This is a genomic window from Calditerricola yamamurae (genome assembly GCF_054654135.1).
This window is the reverse complement of the sequence record NZ_BAAIFH010000005.1, coordinates 91,418-110,778: the sequence shown is the minus strand read 5'-3', so window position 1 is coordinate 110,778 and position 19,361 is coordinate 91,418. Positions and strand designations below refer to the sequence as shown.

18 protein-coding genes and 1 tRNA gene are annotated in these 19,361 nt (G+C 64.3%); 3 read left to right on the top strand and 16 right to left on the bottom strand.

What is annotated here, in order from left to right; translation table 11 throughout:
- Nucleotides 1-81 precede the first annotated feature (81 nt).
- Complete coding sequence (gene rpoN, locus ACYQ0Z_RS05685; protein ID WP_459865363.1) at nt 82-1,506, bottom strand: RNA polymerase factor sigma-54; 1,425 nt, start codon at nt 1,504-1,506, stop codon at nt 82-84.
- A gap of 180 nt (nt 1,507-1,686) precedes the next feature.
- Here rpoN and ACYQ0Z_RS05680 point away from each other — a divergent pair, with 180 nt between their 5' ends.
- Nucleotides 1,687-3,138 (top strand): ISLre2 family transposase, encoded by a 1,452-nt coding sequence (locus ACYQ0Z_RS05680; RefSeq protein ID WP_459865361.1) that lies wholly within the window; start codon nt 1,687-1,689, stop codon nt 3,136-3,138.
- Between the two features lie 175 nt (nt 3,139-3,313).
- On the opposite strand, the gene ACYQ0Z_RS05675 is transcribed toward ACYQ0Z_RS05680, so the two are convergent.
- The gene (locus ACYQ0Z_RS05675) at nt 3,314-4,483 is read right to left on the bottom strand and encodes a DDE-type integrase/transposase/recombinase (RefSeq protein WP_459863705.1); all 1,170 of its coding nucleotides are present in this window, start codon (nt 4,481-4,483) and stop codon (nt 3,314-3,316) included.
- 142 nt (nt 4,484-4,625) lie between these two features.
- Here ACYQ0Z_RS05675 and ACYQ0Z_RS05670 point away from each other — a divergent pair.
- A tRNA-Arg gene (locus ACYQ0Z_RS05670) sits at nt 4,626-4,704 on the top strand.
- Between the two features lie 199 nt (nt 4,705-4,903).
- Here ACYQ0Z_RS05670 and ACYQ0Z_RS05665 read toward each other — a convergent pair.
- Nucleotides 4,904-6,607: a S8 family serine peptidase gene (locus ACYQ0Z_RS05665; RefSeq protein WP_459865359.1), complete on the bottom strand. Its 1,704-nt coding sequence runs from the start codon at nt 6,605-6,607 to the stop codon at nt 4,904-4,906.
- 393 nt (nt 6,608-7,000) lie between these two features.
- On the opposite strand from ACYQ0Z_RS05665, the gene clpP reads away from it, so the two are divergent.
- On the top strand, nt 7,001-7,621 hold the full coding sequence (clpP, locus tag ACYQ0Z_RS05660; RefSeq protein WP_459865610.1) for an ATP-dependent Clp endopeptidase proteolytic subunit ClpP: 621 nt from the start codon (nt 7,001-7,003) through the stop codon (nt 7,619-7,621).
- Nucleotides 7,622-7,759: 138 nt separating this feature from the next.
- Here clpP and ACYQ0Z_RS05655 read toward each other — a convergent pair whose 3' ends face one another.
- The 13 genes from ACYQ0Z_RS05655 to hisD all read right to left on the bottom strand — a co-directional run bounded on the left by ACYQ0Z_RS05655 (nt 7,760) and on the right by hisD (nt 19,348).
- Nucleotides 7,760-8,017, bottom strand: coding sequence for an HPr family phosphocarrier protein (locus ACYQ0Z_RS05655; RefSeq protein WP_459865357.1), 258 nt, complete (start codon nt 8,015-8,017; stop codon nt 7,760-7,762).
- 84 nt (nt 8,018-8,101) lie between these two features.
- Nucleotides 8,102-9,049, bottom strand: a complete 948-nt coding sequence (gene whiA / locus ACYQ0Z_RS05650; protein WP_459865355.1) for a DNA-binding protein WhiA — start codon at nt 9,047-9,049, stop codon at nt 8,102-8,104.
- 20 nt (nt 9,050-9,069) lie between these two features.
- Complete coding sequence (locus tag ACYQ0Z_RS05645; protein ID WP_459865353.1) at nt 9,070-10,065, bottom strand: gluconeogenesis factor YvcK family protein; 996 nt, start codon at nt 10,063-10,065, stop codon at nt 9,070-9,072.
- The gene (gene rapZ / locus ACYQ0Z_RS05640; protein WP_459865351.1) at nt 10,062-10,973 is read right to left on the bottom strand and encodes an RNase adapter RapZ; all 912 of its coding nucleotides are present in this window, start codon (nt 10,971-10,973) and stop codon (nt 10,062-10,064) included. The genes ACYQ0Z_RS05645 and rapZ overlap by 4 nt, the downstream gene beginning before the upstream one ends.
- A gap of 40 nt (nt 10,974-11,013) precedes the next feature.
- Nucleotides 11,014-11,475, bottom strand: coding sequence for an NUDIX hydrolase (locus ACYQ0Z_RS05635; protein WP_459865349.1), 462 nt, complete (start codon nt 11,473-11,475; stop codon nt 11,014-11,016).
- 228 nt (nt 11,476-11,703) lie between these two features.
- Nucleotides 11,704-12,633 (bottom strand): thioredoxin-disulfide reductase, encoded by a 930-nt coding sequence (gene trxB, locus ACYQ0Z_RS05630; protein WP_459865347.1) that lies wholly within the window; start codon nt 12,631-12,633, stop codon nt 11,704-11,706.
- A 94-nt stretch (nt 12,634-12,727) separates the two neighbouring features.
- Nucleotides 12,728-14,443, bottom strand: coding sequence for a tetratricopeptide repeat protein (locus ACYQ0Z_RS05625; protein ID WP_459865345.1), 1,716 nt, complete (start codon nt 14,441-14,443; stop codon nt 12,728-12,730).
- Between the two features lie 48 nt (nt 14,444-14,491).
- Nucleotides 14,492-15,148 carry a bifunctional phosphoribosyl-AMP cyclohydrolase/phosphoribosyl-ATP diphosphatase HisIE gene (gene hisIE / locus ACYQ0Z_RS05620; protein ID WP_459865343.1) on the bottom strand — a complete coding sequence of 219 codons (657 nt, stop codon included), beginning with the start codon at nt 15,146-15,148 and terminating at the stop codon, nt 14,492-14,494.
- Complete coding sequence (hisF, locus tag ACYQ0Z_RS05615) at nt 15,141-15,902, bottom strand: imidazole glycerol phosphate synthase subunit HisF (protein WP_459865341.1); 762 nt, start codon at nt 15,900-15,902, stop codon at nt 15,141-15,143. Before hisF ends, hisIE begins: the two co-directional genes overlap by 8 nt.
- Nucleotides 15,896-16,690 carry a 1-(5-phosphoribosyl)-5-[(5-phosphoribosylamino)methylideneamino]imidazole-4-carboxamide isomerase gene (gene hisA / locus ACYQ0Z_RS05610; RefSeq protein ID WP_459865339.1) on the bottom strand — a complete coding sequence of 265 codons (795 nt, stop codon included), beginning with the start codon at nt 16,688-16,690 and terminating at the stop codon, nt 15,896-15,898. Before hisA ends, hisF begins: the two co-directional genes overlap by 7 nt.
- Entirely contained in the window at nt 16,687-17,316 is a 630-nt protein-coding gene (hisH, locus tag ACYQ0Z_RS05605; protein WP_459865337.1) for an imidazole glycerol phosphate synthase subunit HisH, read from the bottom strand. The genes hisA and hisH overlap by 4 nt, the downstream gene beginning before the upstream one ends.
- A gap of 74 nt (nt 17,317-17,390) precedes the next feature.
- Entirely contained in the window at nt 17,391-18,005 is a 615-nt protein-coding gene (gene hisB / locus ACYQ0Z_RS05600; protein WP_459865335.1) for an imidazoleglycerol-phosphate dehydratase HisB, read from the bottom strand.
- Entirely contained in the window at nt 18,002-19,348 is a 1,347-nt protein-coding gene (gene hisD / locus ACYQ0Z_RS05595) for a histidinol dehydrogenase (RefSeq protein ID WP_459865608.1), read from the bottom strand. Before hisD ends, hisB begins: the two co-directional genes overlap by 4 nt.
- Between the last annotated feature and the right edge of the window lie 13 nt (nt 19,349-19,361).

Here is a 19,361-nt window from a genome sequence, read left to right as displayed (position 1 = left end):
TTTGGCCCTTCTCGCTTCATCTTTATGATAGGTTTCTTTTCCGATCACCGTCAAGCCCGTTCGGTCTCGCGTTCGAGGACGTCAGTCATAACGCCGCCGTCTGGACGACGGTGGGATGCCCAGCTCTTCCCGGTACTTGGCCACCGTGCGTCGGGCGATGGCAATGCCCTCCTGCGCCAGGAGATCGGCCAGCTTCTGGTCCGACAGGGGCTTCTTCTTGTCTTCCCCGTCGATAAGCGCCCGGATGCGTGCTTTCACGCTTTCGGCCGACGTGGCGCCGCTGGCCGTTTCCACCCCGCCGCCGAAAAAATACTTAAAGGCAAACAGGCCGCGCGGCGTCTGCACGTACTTGTTCGCCGTCGCACGGCTGACCGTGGACTCGTGCAAGCCGGTCATCTCGGCCACGTCCCGGAGTGTAAGCGGTTTCAAATAAGCCACGCCGCGATCCAGGAAATCGCGTTGTCGTTGCACAATGGCCTGGGTGACGCGGTAAATCGTCAAGCGGCGCTGTTCCAGGCTTCGCACCAGCCACAGCGCGGCGTTCAGCCGCTCCTCCACGTAGCGGCGGGCGTCGCGGTCAGCCGAGTCGGCCAGCAGCCGGCGGTACGCGGCATTGATCGTGATGCGGGGGAGGATGTGGTCGTTCAGGACGACCACGTACTCGCCGGAGACGCGCTCGACAAACACGTCGGGCACAATGTAGCGGACGTTGTCGGATGCGTAGGCCAAGCCCGGTTTGGGGTTGAGGGCACGAATGCGATCGGCGGCGCGCTGCACCTCCGACTCGTGCACGCCGAGGGCGGCGGCGATGCGCCCCAGACGATGCGCCGCCAAGTCCTCCAGATGGTCGCGAACAATGGCTTCGGCCAAGGCGTCACGCGGCTGCCGGCGCGCCAGCTGCAACAACAGACACTCGCGCAGATCGCGCGCCCCCACGCCGGGCGGATCGAGGCTCTGCAGTACCTCAAGGGCCCACTGCATCGTATCCACATCGGTACCCGCCGCCGCAGCCGCTTCCGCCAGGGAGAGGTCCAGGTAACCGGCTTCGGTCAAGTTGCCGGCAAGAAACAAGGCGGCACGGCGCACCGGCTCGGGAACCGAGACGTAGCGCAACTGCTCGGCCAGCACCACAAACAGCGTCTCCTCGTCACGGGTGGCCGTTGACAGGGGATCATACGCCTCGGACCAGGCCGCCGCCGTTTCCCGGTCGCCCGAATCGTCCGCGTACGCCATCCAGTCGATCTCCTCTTCCCACTCCGGCTGTACACGGGCCTCGGCATGCTGCTCCCCGTCCCCCAGATACGCCACATCATCGGCATCCACGATGAGGAGCGGGTTTTCATCTGCTTGCTGCCGGAGAAAGGCGACCAGGTCCACGGTCGACAGCTGCAACACCGTCAGCGACTGGCGCAGCTGGGGCGTAAGCGTCAACTTCAGCTTTTGGACTTGCGCCAAACCATAGCTCAACTGCACACGGCATCCCCCCGTCCGGTAACGCTTCGCCATCGTGCGCCCCCGTCCACCGCCCTCACCCTTCCCCCTACATTTTACGAAAAATTGACGGCGGCTGGAGCGTGTAAAGTTTCAGTAGGAACACGGTGAGGAAAAAACGAAAAGAGACCTCACCGCAAGTTGTCTGGCCAGGCAACTTGCCCCGACACGAAGTCGAGGAGGCGGTGAGGTCTCATGGAATGGATTCGCGAAACCGTGCAAGAAATCCTCCTTCTTGTACAGGAAATGGCTGACCTCCTGAAGCAAAGCCCGGATTTTGAGGCATTGGAGAAGGGCATCTACCGGCTGGTGCAGCAGGCAACCCTCCGGCTTTTGCAGGCGGCCTGTGCGGAGTTGGATCAACAGTTTATGAAAAGCCGGGATCGGAAGCATTTAAAGATCGTGCATCGCAAGGAGCGCACGGTCCTGACGCCCTTTGGTGAGGTGCGTATTATACGTCGGTACTACGTGGACCGGGAAAGCGGTCAGGGCCGGTACCTTCTGGATGAGGCGCTGGGCTTGGCACCACGCCAGCGGCTTTCGCCGTGGGCAAGACAGTTGGCCGTAGCCCTGGCGGTGGAGATGCCGTATCACCGGGCAGCGGAAGTGCTCAAGCACGTGACGCTTGGGAATGTGGACATCCGGGCCATGAGCATCTGGCAGGAGGTACAAAAGGCCGGTAGGGAATTGGGGCAACAGATCGAACAGCGGCGGCGGGATGTGTTTGAACGGGGCGTAAGCCCCAAAGGGCAACGAAAGAGCTCGGCAGTGTATGTGGAAGCGGATGAGGTTTGGGTACCAGCCCGGCGTTCGGAAGGGAAGCGGGCAACGATTCCCGTCAAGGTGGCGGTGGCCTACGAGGGAAAAGGGGACGTTTCGGCCCAGCGGCGTCGTTTGCAAGAACGTTGTGTGCATGCCGGTGTAGCAGAAGGGTTGACTTTTTGGGAAGAGTGTGTGGCGAAATTTGGTCAGCATTGGGACTTCGATGCAGTGGAGCAATGGTATGTGGGAGGCGATGGGGCCGCGTTTGTAAAGGAAGGGTGTGCGTATTTTCCGGGAGCGCAATACCGGCTCGATCCATTTCACCTTCGCCGGAACTTGGTAGAGAGTCTTCGACATGACGAGAAGGCGTATCGGGAGGTTTGTGCTGCGCTGTCAACATCCGATTGGGAAGGGGTTGAGCAGGCTCTGAAAGCAGCCGAACATCGCAGCCGCGGGGCACAGCGGCAGCGTGTGGTTCAGTTGTGGCGCTATTTGCGGACGAACTGGGAAGGCATTCGGGAGTTGGGAGAGCCCGTGCGATTAGGGGCGATTGAGGGACAAGTGTTTCATCACATTGCACGGCGGATGAAGCGTCATGGAGCGCGTTGGAGCGTCGAGGGGGCCGGCCGGTTGGCGCGGCTTTTGGCGTCGCGGGCAAATGGGGAACTGGCTGAAGTGGTGAAAACCAAGTGGACAGCCCAACCGGAAAGATTGAGCCATGTGTTTGGCAAAGGAGCGGCGGAGGAAAGGGAAAAGAGTTGGAGAGCAGACATAGAGGGATGGCTGCGCGCAAGGATTCCGGCCCTTAACGGGCCTGGATCCGGTGCGCCTTGGGTAAAGTATGTGCTTCGTGAGCTTGTGCGGACGATTCCAAGAATGGTTTAAATTGACCTAATTTTTGTGTCGGGGCACCTACTGAAAGTTGACACGCACCGGCGGCTGTTCCCTCCGTGTCAACTCACATAAAAACCTAACCGAAGTGAAACCGATCCCTCACGTAAAAACCTAACCGAATACTCTTGGCAAGAGGCTCCCTCAGGTAGGAAAATGGAGTTGAGGTCTACCCGACCTCAAGAGGTTCTTGGTTAGGTGGCTCGGGGGAGGGAGCCCAAGGACCCCGAGCCACGATTTTTTCGAGCTCATCATGAAGATCGAGCGGGTTGAGCGTTTCAAACTGAGCCTTGAGCACGTGTTCCATCTCCGGTTTTAAGGCGCCGCTTTCGATCAGGCGTTGGAAAGGCGTGCGGGCTTGGTCGAAGCGTTTGCGAATGCGCTTGCCTTCGTAGGATTTTTCGACGACCTTGCGGGTGGGCAAAAAGAGATTGGCGTAGGGGTCGAGGAGGGCATAGACGGCGTTGAGCCACTCCACAGCCTCTGGGGTGTCGTAGCGGGCATAGCCCACGATCTCGCGAACGAACTGGCGGTTTTTCTGTTCGACATGGGGGTTGTCGTTTTTGCGGTAGGGACGGCTGCGCATAAACGCAATCCCCTTTTGCCTGCAGAAACGGAGGAGATGATGGTTCAAGAACTCGGAACCGTTATCGCTGTGGAGGGTATGGACAGCTGTAGGCCACTGAGAGAGGATGGATTCCAAGGCAGCGAAGACGGCTTTTTGGCTTTTGCCGAGGATGGCCTGGCGGCGGCTGTAGCCGGTGACCATGTCGGTAACCGACAAGGTGCAGGCGAACTGGCCGGACGAGTCGCCGCCATTGTGTTCGACGAGATCGATTTCCAGGGCGCCGGGGCGGGATTCGTTCCAAGGGAGCCGGCCTGCAGGGATGTCCCTTTTCAAGCGATTGGTGGGTTTGGGGCGCATAAAGCGTCTGGGTTTGGGCGAATCGAATTCCTTCAGGCGCCGAGCGAGCGTAGATCGGCTGATTTGGGCGAGTTGCTGGCGGATGAGCGAGGTTAAGCGAAGTTTTCCATGGCGTTCTAAATGCTCGGCAGTCGGCAGGAGGACCGGATGGAGGCGTTCGGCACAAGGGTAGTCAAGGGCTTCCCAAACGGTTCGGATGACAGGGAGCGCTTCTTGATACCGCTTGGGCCGTTTGCGCCGGATCTGTTTGGGTTTCCACTCCGGGCCGTTGAGAACCTGGATAGCGTACTTGCGGTGATACCCCAGCACGCGCGTGACTTCATCGAGAATGCGCGACTTTTCTTTTCGGGACGAGGCTTTGGCATACCATTTCCGGATTTGTGTAAGGTATTCGCGACGGCTTTGAAGAGACATGGTCACGTCACATCCCCCTCGGTAAGATTTCGATGTGAGTGATCCAGTCTCCCTTCGGTTAGATTTTAGCTGAGCGATTGCGCCCTCTTGCATTTTGGTTCCGCATCGTTTATAATGCAAATTGTCGCGAGTCCACTAACGTGCGCTCGTAGCTCAGTTGGATAGAGCGGCGGCCTCCGGAGCCGCGTCTTGCGGGGGTTCGAGTCCCTCCGAGCGCACCATACATACGCGCAAAACCGCCCGTTTCCTCGGGCGGTTCACATTGGCGGCAAACTCCCTTGGCAACAGAGCGACCAAGGGAGTTTTCTTATCCTTATGGAAAGGAGCAGAACGTCCGGTTTTCCCGCACCGGGAGGTACAAGGGTTTACACAATTGTAGCGGGGTGTGCGACACCACCCCGCTTTTTTCTGCATGCAGGATTACTGGTTGACCGTCTGCCGCAGGTTGCCGCCGCCAACGCTGACATCGAAGAAATAGCTCCCGCTTCCGAGATACGATGAGACGCGAATCGTATACGTTCCGGCGACGGTAGGCTGGAAGCGGATCGTCTCTTGGCGCCGTGTTCCTTCCGATTTGGCCACGAGCGTTCCGCTGGGATTGTAGAGGTAGAGGTCGAAATCCGGGTTGGTGGACGACGACCAGTTGGGCAAAATCAGCGTGACAGCCAGTGGCTTGGACGTGTCGGTGACGTCCACCGCAAACTGGTCATAGGCACCCGAACCGCCAAGGGATCCCGCGGCATACAGGTGGGCGGGCTGCGCCGGGCCCGTTCCGCTAAAGCCCCCGGCCCGCTTCACGGCTTCGTACCCGTTCAGGTTGCCGTACCCGTAGTCGATATCCTTGCCCGCTGGACCCCAATCGAGGGCGGTGGCGAACAGGTGGCTCTTCACCTGGTCCGGCGTCAGCGATGGGTTGGCGTCGAGCATGAGGGCGGCCGTCCCGGCGACAAACGGCGTGGCCATGCTTGTCCCGCTATACGTGACATAGCCCGAGGTTGTGTTCGCTCTCGGCGCCGTGATGTTGTAGCCGGGCGCAGCGATGTCCGGCTTGATGCGGCCGTCCGCCGTGTAGCCGCGGCTGGAAAAGTCGGCCAGGAAATATCCTTGCTCTCCCGGATCCCCCATCGCCCCGACGGTGAGGGCCTTCTCCGCCGCCCCGGGCGAGCCGATGGTGTAGCGGCCCGGACCGCTGTTCCCCGCCGCCACAGCCACCACCAGCCCGGCGTCGTGGGCGCGGTTGACGGCTTGGGACGTCGAGTCGGTCCCGTCTGAGCTCTGGCTCGTGCCGAGGCTCAAGTTGAGAACGCGGATGCCGTAGACATCTTTGTTCTGGATGCACCAGTCGATGGCGGCCGTAACCGTGCTCATCGAGCCGCTGCCGCTGGCGTTCAGCACCTTCAATCCGACCAGCGCCGCGCCGGGGGCCACCCCTTTGTAGCGCGCGTCGGCTTGTCCCTCACCGGCAATGATCCCCGCCACATGCGTCCCGTGACCGTTGTCATCGTAGGGCGTGGCGCGGTTGTTGACGAAGTCCTTCCATCCGATCACCTTGCCGCCGTCGAGGTCAACGTGATTGGCGTCGATTCCGGTGTCGATGACGGCCACGACAACATCGTTTTTGGAATAGTTCGACGGATTGCTGTCGCGGTCACCGTCCACGCCGAAATCCTGACGCGCCTTTGCCGTGCCATACCAGTTGGATGCGGTCTGCATTGTCGCGTAGACCGGTGCGTCGTACTCGATCTGCTTGACGAAGGGCAGCTTGGCCGCTCGGGCGATCTGCTCCTTCGTCAGTTCCGCCGCGAAGCCGGACAGCGTCTGGTAGGCGTGCTTGACGGTGAACGATCCGATACGCTGTTTCAGCTCTTCCACCCGGCTCGCCGTGCCCCCTCCGTCGAACAGGACGATAACGGGCACCCGCTCGTCGTCACGCGCCGCCTGCAGCCGTTGTTCGAGGTTGTCAAACAGCTTGTTCCCGTCGCGGTCGGCAAGGGCGACCGTTGCCGCCGGTGGCTGCGCCTCGACGGCCTTTTTGGCCTCCGCCCCCCACACCGCGGGCCCCAGCCACAGGGACGCCCCGAGCATCAAGACCAGTCCCCCGTAGCCCAACACATTTCCCCTCATGTGCTCTCCTCCTTCCGCACGCGAATGCACTTGCCCGTTTTCGTCCGACCTTCCCTGCTCCTCCGCGCCTCCCCCGGTTCACGCACCACATGCCGTTTCGCGGCCCATCCCTCCTTTGGCCGGTTGGTGTCGGGCTGGCGGGCATCTGCCGCCTACCGGCATCATACCACGATTAATTATGAAAATTTATACAATTATCTCTACACCATTCGACACAACGGCCGCTGCGCGGTTCCGCGGCGTTTTACCTTTCGACACGCCGGAAACTGAAAGGGTTGTCCCGCCCCAGCGCAAGGTCTGCACGGCCCCACAACCAATACCCCGGGGAAACGGCACGGCGTCCCGGCCTTTTTGTTTGCGCAACCCCACCGCCCGTGATAAGATGGGAGTGCAATCCAACCGGAAAAGGAGGACCGCACCATGCCTCTCGTCCCCATGGTCATCGAGCAAACCAGCCGCGGCGAACGCGCGTACGACATCTACTCGCGGCTGCTCAAAGACCGCATCATCTTCCTCGGTACGCCGATTGACGACAACGTGGCCAACATCGTTGTTGCCCAGCTCCTGTTTCTGGCGGCTGAGGATCCGGAAAAGGACATCTACCTGTACATCAACAGCCCGGGTGGGTCAATCACGGCGGGCATGGCCATCTACGACACGATGCAGTACATCAAGCCCGACGTGTCCACGATCTGCGTCGGTCTGGCCGCATCCATGGGTGCCTTTCTCCTGGCGGCCGGGGCAAAAGGCAAGCGCTTCGCCCTGCCCAATAGCGAGGTGATGATCCACCAGCCGCTGGGCGGCGCGCAGGGGCAGGCCAGCGACATCGCCATCCAGGCCAAGCGCATCCTGCGCATGCGCGACAAGTTGAACAAAATCCTCGCTGAACGCACCGGTCAGCCCCTGGAGCGAATTGAGAAGGACACCGACCGCGATTTCTTCATGAGCGCCGAGGAAGCCAAGGCGTACGGCATCATCGACGATGTCATCCTGCAAGCGCCGAAAACCCGGTAGCGCGGAACCCCTGCCGAGCGGCTGCCCGCCCTCGCGGTGCAGCCGCTTCTTGATGCAAAAAACCGGGCGGCTTGGGCCCGGTTGTTGGCAAGAACGCGCACACCATTCCCCGTTGGCATAAGGAGGCCGGCGCAACCCTCACTCCTCTTTCGACACCAGCGCCTTCAGGCTGCTGACCGCCTGTTCGGCATCGCTCCCCTCGGCGATCAGCGTGATTTCCGTCCCCGGTCGGATGGCCAAGCTCATGATGCCCATGATGCTCTTGGCGTTGACACGCTTGTCGTTGACTTCCACAAACACGTCCGCCGCGTACCGGTTTGCCTCTTGCACAAACAGCGCCGCCGGACGGGCTTGGAGCCCGGTTTTCAGCTTGACCACCACCGTTTCCCGCACCACAGACCATTCCCCCTTCCCGCATTCCCCGGTTGGCACCACAGCCGGATCTGTCGCACACGTCCATTATAGCAAAGGATCGGCGCGTCACAGGGTTGCCGATTGTTCGTGCTGGCGCAATTTCTCGGCAATTTCATTGATTTTGCGCAGGCGATGGTTAATGCCCGACTTCGACACCTTTCCCGGCAGCAGTTCGCCGAGTTCCTTGAGGTTGACATCGGGGTGCTGCAGGCGCAGCTCTGCCACTTCGCGCAGCTTGGGAGGGAGCTGATCGAGGCCAATGGTCCTTTCGATGTAGCGGATATTCTCAATCTGCCGCATCGCCGCATTCACTGTTTTGTTCAGGTTGGCCAGCTCGCAGTTCTGCACGCGATTGACCGAGTTGCGCATGTCCTTGAAGATGCGCACGTCCTCGAAGTAAAGAAGAGCTTGGTGCGCACCGATGATGTTGAGAAATTCGGCGATTTTCTCGCCTTCCTTCAGGTACAAGATATGCCCCTTCTTGCGCTCGATGCACTTGGCGTTCAGCCGGAACTGATTGGCCAGTTTAGCTAATTCCTGGCAATGTTCCGGATAGGCATTGAAAATTTCGAGATGGTATGACGAGGCCTCGGGATGATTGACCGAACCACCGGCCAAAAAGGCTCCGCGCAGGTAGGCCCGCTTGCAGCACTTTCGCTTCAGCAGCCCCTTCGAGATGCCCCGCACAAAGGTGACCTCGTCCGTCATGATGCCCAGCTCGCGGAGCACCTCCCGCGCGTGTTGGGAGATGCGCACCACGTACACGTTGTTTTTCTTCAGGCGCATCTTGCGCCGCACGAGGAGCTCCGTCGGCACGCCGAAGACCTGCTTGAGCAGCGTGAAAATCCGCCGGGCGATGGCTGCGTTTTCCGTCGACACGTCGAGGATAAAGCGCCCCTGGCCGAACTGCACCGTCCCATTCATGCGCACCATGGCGGCCAGTTCCGCTTTTTTGCAGCACGGCGGCGTTTCGAGCTGGGTCAACTCCCGCTTCGTCTCCTGCGCAAAGGACATCGGCCCCCCTCCTTCCACCGTTACCCGTCTTGCCTCTGGCGGTGCTGCGCCACGATGCGCAGAATGTGGTCGGACAGCCGGGCGGCGTTGTGCCGCAGATAGGTGTGCCAGACCGCAAGCTGGTCGACGATCACCCGGTATCCCATCGCCTCGAGCCGCCGGCGGTCGCAACGCACCGGCTCTTTCCCCTCCTGGGCGTAGCGCCGCCGGACCTCGAGAGGAATCCGTCCGCTGTGCACGATCACGTAATCAAACAGCCGGTCGCCGACGTGGTCGACGAGGGCCTGCACGTGGTCGGCCGCGCTGTACCCGTCCGTTTCCCCCGGTTGGGTCATGACGTTGCAGATGTACAGTTTCACCGCCGCCGACCGCCGGATGGCGTCGACGATGCCCGGCACGAGCAGGTTGGGGAGCAGGCTGGTGTAGAGGCTCCCCGGCCCGAGGACGATGGCGTCGGCCTGCTCCAGGGCGGCGACCGCCTCGGGCAGCGGGGCAACGTCGGGCGGGTCAAGCCACACACGACGAATGCGCTTACCGGCCTGCGGAATTTTCGACTCCCCGGTGACAACGGTGCCGTCCTCCATCTCGGCCTTGAGGACGATGGCCTGGTTGGCCGCCGGCAACACGTCGCCGCGCACGGCGAGGACGCGGCTCAGCTTCTTCACCGCGCGGACGAAATCGCCCTCGATTTCCTTCATTGCCGCGATCAACAAATTGCCCACCGTGTGCCCGGCCAATCCCGTGCCGTTGGTGAAGCGATACTGCAACAGGCGCTCCAGGAGCGGTTCCGTATCGGCCAGGGCCAACAACACGTTGCGCACGTCTCCCGGCGGCGGCATCTTCAGCTCGTCCCGCAGCACCCCGGAGCTGCCGCCGTCATCAGCCACCGTCACGATGGCGGAAATATGCACCGGGCGCTCCTTCAGCCCGCGCAGGAGTACGGAGAGCCCCGTCCCGCCGCCGATGACGACGACGCGCGGTTTGCCGCGCCCTTCGCCCCGCACGACCGACGTCATGTCCTCGCCTCTCCCCAGCGTGTCGGCTCGTCCTTCTGCAAATCGCGGTGCGTCACCGTCACCCCATAGGCGTCGCGCAACGCGCGCGCCAGGTACTCGGCGATGGCCACCGACCGGTGCTTGCCACCCGTGCAGCCGATGCCGATGACGACGTGGTTCTTCCCCTCCCGCTCGTAATAGGGAAGAAGAAACCGCAACAGGGCAAGCAGCTTGTCGACAAACTCCTGTGTCTCCTTCCACTGGAATACGTATTCGTACACGGCCGGATCACACCCCGTCTGGGTCCGCAAGGCCGGAATGTAGTGCGGATTGGGTAAGAAGCGCACGTCAAACACCAGGTCGGCGTCCAGGGGCAGGCCGTACTTGAACCCGAAGGACACGACGTGAACGGCTAGCCGATTGAGCGCGAGCTGCCCGAAGCGCTGCGCCAGCCGCTCCTTTAGCTGCGCCGGGCGGAGGTTCGTCGTGTCGATCACCTCATTAGCCCGCCCCTTCAGCTCCTCAAGGAGCCGGCGCTCCCGGCGAATGCCATCGAGCACCGAGCCGGCACCGGCCATCGGGTGGCGCCGCCGCGTCTCCTTGTACCGCTGGATGAGCACCTGGTCACTGGCGTCGAGAAAGAGGATGTACGTGCGCACGCCCGGCATGTGGGCCAACTGCTCGAAGGCGTCAAACAGCGATTGGAAGAACTCCCGGCCCCGCAGGTCGATCACCAGAGCCACCTTTTCGATCTTGCCGCCCGACTGCTGGATCACGTCGGCAAACTTGGGGATCAGCACCGGGGGAAGGTTGTCGACACAAAAAAAACCGAGGTCCTCCAGGCTCTGCATGGCCACGGTCTTCCCCGCGCCCGACATCCCCGTAATGATCACCAAGTTGACCCGCTGCTTGCCCTGCCGGTCCGCCATGCCTCCCTCCCCCTTTGCCGCCCGCAAACGGTTCTCCCGTTTATTCGCGGCGGTCGATGACGTACTCGAGCAAGGCGTAGTCCGGCGTGTACCGGAACTTCCCGGTGATCATTCCGCCGCCTTGCGCGATGTGGGTCAAGAACAGCTGGTCACCCGGCGCGGTTGGGAGCTCCGGGATGCGCGAAACCTCGTGCCACGCCAGGCTGCCCTCCGGCGACTCCATTACCGGTTTTCCCTCATAACGCTCGGCGTAAAACGTGAACAGCATCCATTCGTCGACGACACGCCCGCCGTCTTCGATCAGCACGGTAAACACGCCGCGCAGCGCCGGGTCGACCAAGGTCAGGCCCGTCTCCTCGCGGTACTCCCGGATCACCGCCTCGGTCACGCTCTCGGTGGGTTCCATCTTCCCGCCCGGCGCCACCCACCAGCCGCGGCGCGGTTTGCGCAACAGGAGCACGCGGTCCCCGTCCCGCAGCACGCAGTTCGTCACCCGCTGCATCCGCTGTCACCTCTCAACCCTAAGCATATCACCAATCCAACGGGACTCACAAGGAATGGGGCGGCAGCCCCGCCCGAACCCAAACAAAAAGCGCGGGCCCGATCACCCGCGCACACCAAAAACAAAGGGGGTTGCTTCGCACCTTTAGTATACGACGAATATGTTTCAGGTCTGTTACAAATCATGAACAAACTGTTACATTTATCACACGTGCGTTCCGGCGCTGCGTCAGTCCTCTAGGCTTTGGATGTAGGCATAGGCCTCCATGGCAGCGATGCTGCCGTCGCTGGTGGCGGTGACGATTTGCCGGAGCTCCTTTTCCCGCACGTCACCGGCGGCAAAGATGCCAGGGACCTTCGTGCGCATCCGCTCGTCGGTCACGATATAGCCGGCCTCGTTCGTGATCCCGAGGTCTCGGACGCAGGCGGACAGGGGCTCCATCCCGATGTAAATGAACACGCCGTCACAAGGAAACTCGCGCGTCTCGCCGGTCTCGACGTGCTTGAGTCGCACGCCGGTCACCTTGCTGTCCCCGTGGATCTCTTCCACCACATGGTTCCAGACGAAGTCCACCTTCGGGTTGTCGAAGGCCCGCTTCTGCAAAATGGGCTGGGCACGCAACGTGTCGCGGCGGTGAACAATCGTCACCTTGGACGCGAAATTGGTCAAGAAGACCCCCTCTTCCACGGCCGAGTCGCCACCGCCGACCACCACCAGTTCCTTTCCTTTGAAAAACGCCCCGTCGCACACGGCGCAATAGGACACGCCGCGCCCCGAGAATTCCTGCTCACCCGGAACCCCGAGCTTCCGCGGCGTGGCCCCCGTGGCCACAATCACCGCCTTGGCGCGATACTGCTTGTCGCCGCAGTCGACCACCTTGACGCGACCTTCGTCTACGATGCGCTTGACATCGCCGTAGGCGTACTCGGCGCCGAACTTTTTGGCATGTTCGAACATGAGGTTGGACAGTTCGGGACCCAGGATGTGCGCAAATCCCGGGTAGTTCTCCACTTCTTGCGTGTTCATCATCTGACCGCCGGGCGCGCCGCGCTCGATCATCAGCGTGGACAGGTTGGCCCGCGCCGCATACACGGCAGCGGTCATTCCCGCCGGCCCGGCTCCGACGATAATGACATCGTACAGCCGTTCTTCTGTCATAGCCGTCGCCTCCTGGATCGATATTTTTCGATTTTGCAGCGAAAAAACAACGCCGTGCCCTACCACCGCTTCCAATCCGATCATACCGAACGGGCTACGGCTTCGCAAGGGCAACGCGCAACAGGCGGGCGATGCGGGACACCGCCGATGACGCGACCCCGTAGCGGGCGGCCAGTTCCTTCTGCTTGACCGGCTGTCCCGCCCGCTGTGCCGCCACATACTCCACCGCCGCCGCCCATGCGGCGGGTTTGCGAATGCGGCGCGGCTCCGGGCGCTCCGCGAACACGTAGGTACACCACACGGCCACCGCCTCGCGGTACACCGGGTTGTGGCGATCCGCGCCACAGTGCACCATGAGGAGCCTCAGCACCTCTTGCCACGCCGGCGGCCAGTCCGCAACGAGGGAGAACGGCGTGAAGACGACCCCCTCGGCCTCCGGCGCTCCGTCCCCCGGCGTCGCAAGGCGGCCGTCCCCCCCTCGGGACAGCAAGGCGAGAAAGGCCGCCACCTTCAGGTCATCGGCCTCATCAGGGTCGCGAAGAAACTGGCGCAGGGCCGCTTCCCCTTCGCTGTCCCCCAGCTGGGCCAGCGCCTCGATCACGCGCCGCTTGGTCGCCTCGTCGCCAAAGCGCAGCGCCCACAGGTAGGAGGCACGCACCAGCGGATCGTTGCGCAGTCCCTCCGGAAGGTCCTGGGGCGCAAGCAGGACCACCTGTTCATAGGCCTCGAGCGGAATTTGATGCTGGTACGGGAGCACGTCAGGCGCCGCCCGCATCCCCGCGTCTACCTCTTCCATCACCTGCAAGTAGTAAGCAGCAACCGGATCGCCACTGAGGCGAACTGCCTTTTCCCACAGGCGCCGCGCCGCTTCGGGGTGGCCCGTGTTGTACTCCGCCACCGCGGCGAAATGAAGGAGCGGGGCCTCCTCCATCCGCGCCCAGTAGAGCAACTTGCGGAACAGGAAGCGTGCATGCGCATGCTCGCCCAACAGGCCCAGCGTGGTGGCCAGCTTGTACATGGCCTCCGGCTGGAGGGGGACCAGCTTCACCAGCTGCTGCGTGAGGCGCACCAGCCGCGGCCAGTCCCCCAGGTTGACGCAAAACACGGCGAGATTGCAGAGCGCGTAGATGTTGTGCGGGTCGTGCGCGAGCACCGCCTCCGCGGTGGCCACGGCCTGCTCAAGGCGTCCCGTATAGTAGTACGCCAGGGCGAGGTTGTTGCGGGCCGGCAAAAACTCGGGATGGGCCTTCACGAGGTCTTCCAGGATCGCCTGGGCCCCATGGAACCGCCCCGCTTCGAGCAGCGCGCGGGCATGCTCATGACGCTGGAGGATCGATCCGTGCTGCGGCGGCACGCCGGGGCCATCGGCCGGGTGAAGCTCCTCGTATACCATTTCGAGCAGGTCGTGGGCCAGCGCCGCATATTCGCCCTGCGGCTCCCGCTCCAGATAGCGCAGGGCACACGCCTCGGCCTCTTCATAGGCCCCGAGGTAGGCGTAGTTGGAAGCGAGAAAATACCACACATCCGCCCACTGGGGGCACAGCTCCTGGAGCCGCCAGAGGGCTTCATTGGATTCGGCAAACCGCCCCGCCTCGGCCAACACCTCGGCGAGCTGGTACCAGGCTTCCGCGTCATCCGGTTGGAGCTGCAGCGCCCGCTCAAGCAAGCGGACGGCCTTGGCGTAAGCCTTTCGCCGCTGCTGGGCGCGGGCGCGCCGGCACAAGAACTGCGCGTCACCAACGGGCAGGGGGACAACGGTTTGCCGCGATGGGCGCACGGTGCGCAAGGATTGGGACACGTGTCGGGGCATGGCAACCTCCGGGCCATCGCTTGGATTTGCTATCAGTATACCATACCCCTACGAGGGCTTGTGCCGCGCGGCCAGCTCCTCCAGCACCGCCTCAAGGGGCACCCGAGCGGCGCGCAACAGGACGAGCAGGTGATAGAGCAGGTCGGCTGCCTCGTAGCGGAGCTCGTCGGGCGATGCGTTCTTGGCGGCAATGATGACCTCGCTCGCCTCTTCGCCCACCTTCTTGAGGATCTTGTCCAGGCCCTTGTCGAAGAGGTAGGTCGTGTAGGACCCCTCCGGCCGCTCACGGTCGCGCCGGGCAATCACCCGCTCCAGGAGGGTCAGCACGGCCAGAGACGCCCGTCCCGGCGACGCGGCCGCCTCCGCGGCCCACAGCGTGCGGTGAAAACACGACGGCGTGCCCTCGTGGCAGGCCGGGCCCTGCATCTCCACCTCGTACAGGAGGCAGTCGCCGTCGCAGTCGTAACGGATGCGCACGACGCGCTGCACATTCCCCGACGTGGCCCCCTTGCGCCACAGCGCCTGCCGCGAGCGGCTGTAGAAGTGGGCCTCCCCCGTCTGCACCGTCTGGATCAGCGCCTCGCGGTTGGCAAAGGCGAACATCAAGACATCGCCGCTGGACACGTCCTGCACGATCACCGGGATCAGTCCCCGTTCGTCAAAGCGGAGCGCGTCCCACGGTATGGACAGTCGCGGTTCAGACACGCACCGACACCCCCCGCTCGCGCAAATAGGCTTTCACCTGGCCGATTGACGTGTCGCGGTAGTGAAAGATGGACGCCGCCAGCGCGGCGTCGGCTTTTCCTTCCGTCAGCACGGCATAAATATGTTCCGCCGTTCCGGCCCCGCCCGAGGCGATGACGGGGATGCCCACCGTCTCGGCCACCGTCCGGGTCAAGGCGAGGTCGTAGCCGTCCCGGCGTCCGTCGGCGTCCATGCTGGTCAGGAGGATCTCCCCCGCCCCCAGCGCCTCGGCCCGCCGGGCCCATTCCACGGCGTCAAGTCCCGTCGCCGTCCGTCCCCCATGGGTGTAAACTTCCCAGCGCCCCGTGTCCGGATTCCAGCGGGCATCGATGGCCACGACGATGCACTGGCTGCCGAACAAGCGCGCCCCTTCCGCAACCAGGCGCGGATTGTGCACAGCCGACGTGTTGATGGACACCTTGTCCGCCCCGGCGCGCAGGAGGCGCTTCATGTCCTCCACCGTGCGGATGCCGCCGCCGACGGTGAAGGGGATGGCGATGCGGGACGCCGTCTGGCGCACCACGTCCACCATTGTCTCGCGCCCCTCGTGGGAGGCGGAGATATCGAGAAAGACCAGCTCGTCGGCGCCCGCCTCATCGTAGAGGGCGGCCAGCTCCACCGGGTCCCCGGCATCGCGCAGGTTGACAAACTGCACGCCCTTGACGACGCGCCCATCCTTTACGTCCAGGCAGGGAATGATGCGCTTGGTCAGCACGGCGCGTCCTCCTCCCCGTTGGCCTGCGCCCCGCCGGATGCCTCCCCCGCAGCCCCGGTTCTTCCGCCCAGGCGCGCGAGGGCGGCGCGCAGGTCGAGGGCGCCGGTGTAGAGGGCCTTGCCAACAATGGCCCCGCGCACGCCGTCCTCCGCCCGCGCGGCCAGGGCCTCGAGGTCGGAGGCGTGGCGCACGCCGCCCGAGGCAATTACCGCACAGCCGGTGGCCCGGGCCAGCTCGACGCAGGCAGACACGTTCGGCCCCGCCAACGTGCCGTCGCGGGCGATATCGGTAAAGATCAGCGTCTGGGCGCCGAGGGCCGCCAGCTGCCGGCCCAGGTCGAGGGCGCGCACGCCAGAGGCTTCCTGCCACCCGCGCACGGCGACGATGCCGTCCCGCGCGTCGAGTCCGACGGCCACGCCGTCGGCGCGCTCGGAGAGCAGCCGCATCACCAGCTCCCGGTCCTCCAGCGCCGCCGTGCCGAGGATGACGCGCCGCACTCCCCGGTCCCAGTAGGCCCGGGCCGCTTCTGCCGTGCGGATGCCCCCGCCCACCTGCACCGGCACATCCACGGCGCGCACAATGGCCGTCACCACGTCGGCGTTGACGGGACGTCCCTCTCGTGCCCCGTCGAGATCGACAACGTGCAACCAGGTGGCCCCTTCCGCCACCCACCGCTTGGCCATGGCCACCGGATCGCCGTAGACCGTCTCCCGCCCGTAGTCCCCCTGCACGAGGCGGACGCATTGCCCGCCACGGATGTCGATGGCCGGGTACAGGGTAAACCTCATCGCCTTTCACCTGCCATCACCGCCGCCCCGCACAGGCGCGCGAAATTGGCCAGCAGCGCCAGGCCGGTTTTCCCGCTCTTTTCCGGGTGGAACTGCATGCCGAACAGCCGGTCGCGCCCGACAATGGCCGGCACTTCGCCGTGGTAGTCGCACACGGCGAGGAGCACGTCGTGCGCATCCGGCTGCACATAGTAGGAATGGACAAAGTAGACGTAGCCCTCGGGAACGCCGGCCAGAAGCGGCGATTCCCGGAGATAGCGCAGCCGGTTCCATCCCATGTGCGGGATCTTGAACGTGCCGCGAAAGCGCATCACGCGGCCCGGCAAGAGCCCCAGCCCTGCGTGGCGGCCGTGTTCCTCGCTCTCGTCAAACAACAGCTGCATGCCCAAGCAGATGCCAAGCAGCGGGATGCCGGCACGCGCCGCGTCGACGAGGGCGCGGTCGAGGCCGCGCCGGCGCAAGTTGGCCATGGCGTCGCCGAAGGCACCGACACCCGGCAAGATGATGCCGCGCGCGCGGGCCAGGTCGGCCGGATCCTCCGTCACGAAACCGGAAAAACCCAGGCGCTCGAGGGCGCAGCGGACGCTGTAAAGGTTGCCCATACCGTAGTCGACAATGGCGATCATGCGCGTTCCTCCCCTTTTCCGTCCCCCGCGCCAGGGGGGCAGCGTCGGCCGACACCGCGTGGCCAACGGCGCGCCTACAACGTGCCCTTCGTCGACGGCACGCCCTGCACCCGCGGGTCACGCTGGGTGGCCTCGTCGAGGGCCCGTCCGAAAGCCTTGAAGACCGCCTCGATCATGTGGTGGGTGTTCCGCCCATAGTGGACGAGAACGTGGAGCGTCATCCCCGCCTCGAGGGCCGTTTTCCAGAAGAACTCGTGCACCAGCTCGGTGTCGAAGGTGCCGACCCGCGCCGCCGGCCATTCGGCGCGCCACTCCAGGTGCGGACGACCCGACAGGTCGATGACCACCTGGGCCAAGGCCTCGTCCATCGGCACAAAGGCATGGCCGTAGCGCCGGATGCCGGCCTTGTCCCCCAGCGCCTGGCGCAGGGCGCGGCCGAGGCAGATGCCGATGTCCTCCACGGTGTGGTGATCGTCGATGTGCAGGTCGCCCTTGGCCCGGACGGTGAGGTCGAAGTGGCCGTGGCGGGCGAACAGCTCGAGCATGTGCTCGAGAAAGGGTACGCCGGTGTCGAGGTCCGTCCGACCCGCGCCGTCGAGGACCAAGGACAGGGTGATGTCCGTCTCCGTCGTCGTCCGCTTCACCGTCGCCGCGCGGACGGCAGGTTCCAGCACGCCCTGCTCGTTCATGCGTCCCGATCCCCTTTCTGCCGGAAATCTCCGGGTTCGGCCCGCGGAGCGGTCACGGCCACGCCCGTCTCCCGACCGGCGGATGCCTCCAGCCGGACAAGCACCGCCCGCGCGTGGGCCTCGAGGCCCTCGGCCCGGGCCAGGGTGACGACGGGTTCGGCGTGGGCCACGAGGTCGGCCCGGCTGTAGGCAATCACATTGGTCACCTTCACGAAATCGTGCACCGACAGGCCCGAGGAGAAACGCGCCGTGCCGTTGGTCGGAAGGACGTGGTTGGGCCCGGCGAAGTAGTCGCCCACCGGTTCCGGGCTGTGCGAGCCGAGGAAGACGGCGCCGGCATGGCGGATGCGCCCGAGGAGGGCCCACGGATCGGCCACCAGGAGCTCGAGGTGCTCGGGGGCCAGACGGTTGACGGTCTCCACCGCCTCATCAAGAGAGGCGGCAAGGAGGATGGCCCCGTTCCGCTCCAGGGCCTCGCGGGCGATGGCCGCGCGCGGGAGGTCGGCAAGCTGCCGCTCCACCTCCGCCTGCACGGCCGCGGCCAGCGCGCAGTCCGTCGTTACGAGCACCGCCGCAGCAAGGGGATCGTGCTCGGCCTGGGACAGAAGATCGGCCGCCACCTGGCGCGCGTCGGCAGTGGAGTCGGCCAGGACGACGATCTCGCTCGGTCCGGCCACGGCGTCGATGCCCACACGCCCGAACACCTCACGCTTGGCCAGGGCCACGTATACGTTGCCCGGGCCGACAATCTTGTCCACCGGCCGGATCGTCTCCGTGCCGTAGGCCAGGGCCGCCACCGCCTGCGCCCCGCCGACACGGTACACCTCGTCGACGCCCAGCAGGTGGCAGGCGACCAGAATGCCCGGGTGGACACCTCCGTCCGGGCCCGGCGGCGTGACGACGGCGATTTCGCCCACACCGGCCACCTGGGCGGGAATGACGTTCATCAGCACCGTCGACGGGTAGGCCGCCCGTCCCCCGGGCACGTAGACGCCGACACGGTCAAGGGGGCGAATAAGCTGGCCCAGCACCGTGCCCGTCGCCGTCGGCTCGAACCAGGAGGCGCGACGCTGGCGCTCATGGAAGGCGCGAATGTTGGCCGCCGCCGCCTCCAGCGCCGCGCGGAAGGCGGGGTCGGCCTCGCGCCACGCCCGCGCCAGCTGTTCCGGCGGCACGCGCAGCTCCGCGCCGTCCCACCCGTCAAACTGCGCCGTGAACCGGCGCACGGCGGCGTCTCCTTCCGCCTGCACGGCTTCGAGGATGGCGCGCACCGCCGCCCGCTCCGCTTCGTGCACGTCCACGTCCCGCCGCAGGTCGTAGGATGCGGCGGGACGGATGCGCAACGCAAAACCCGCT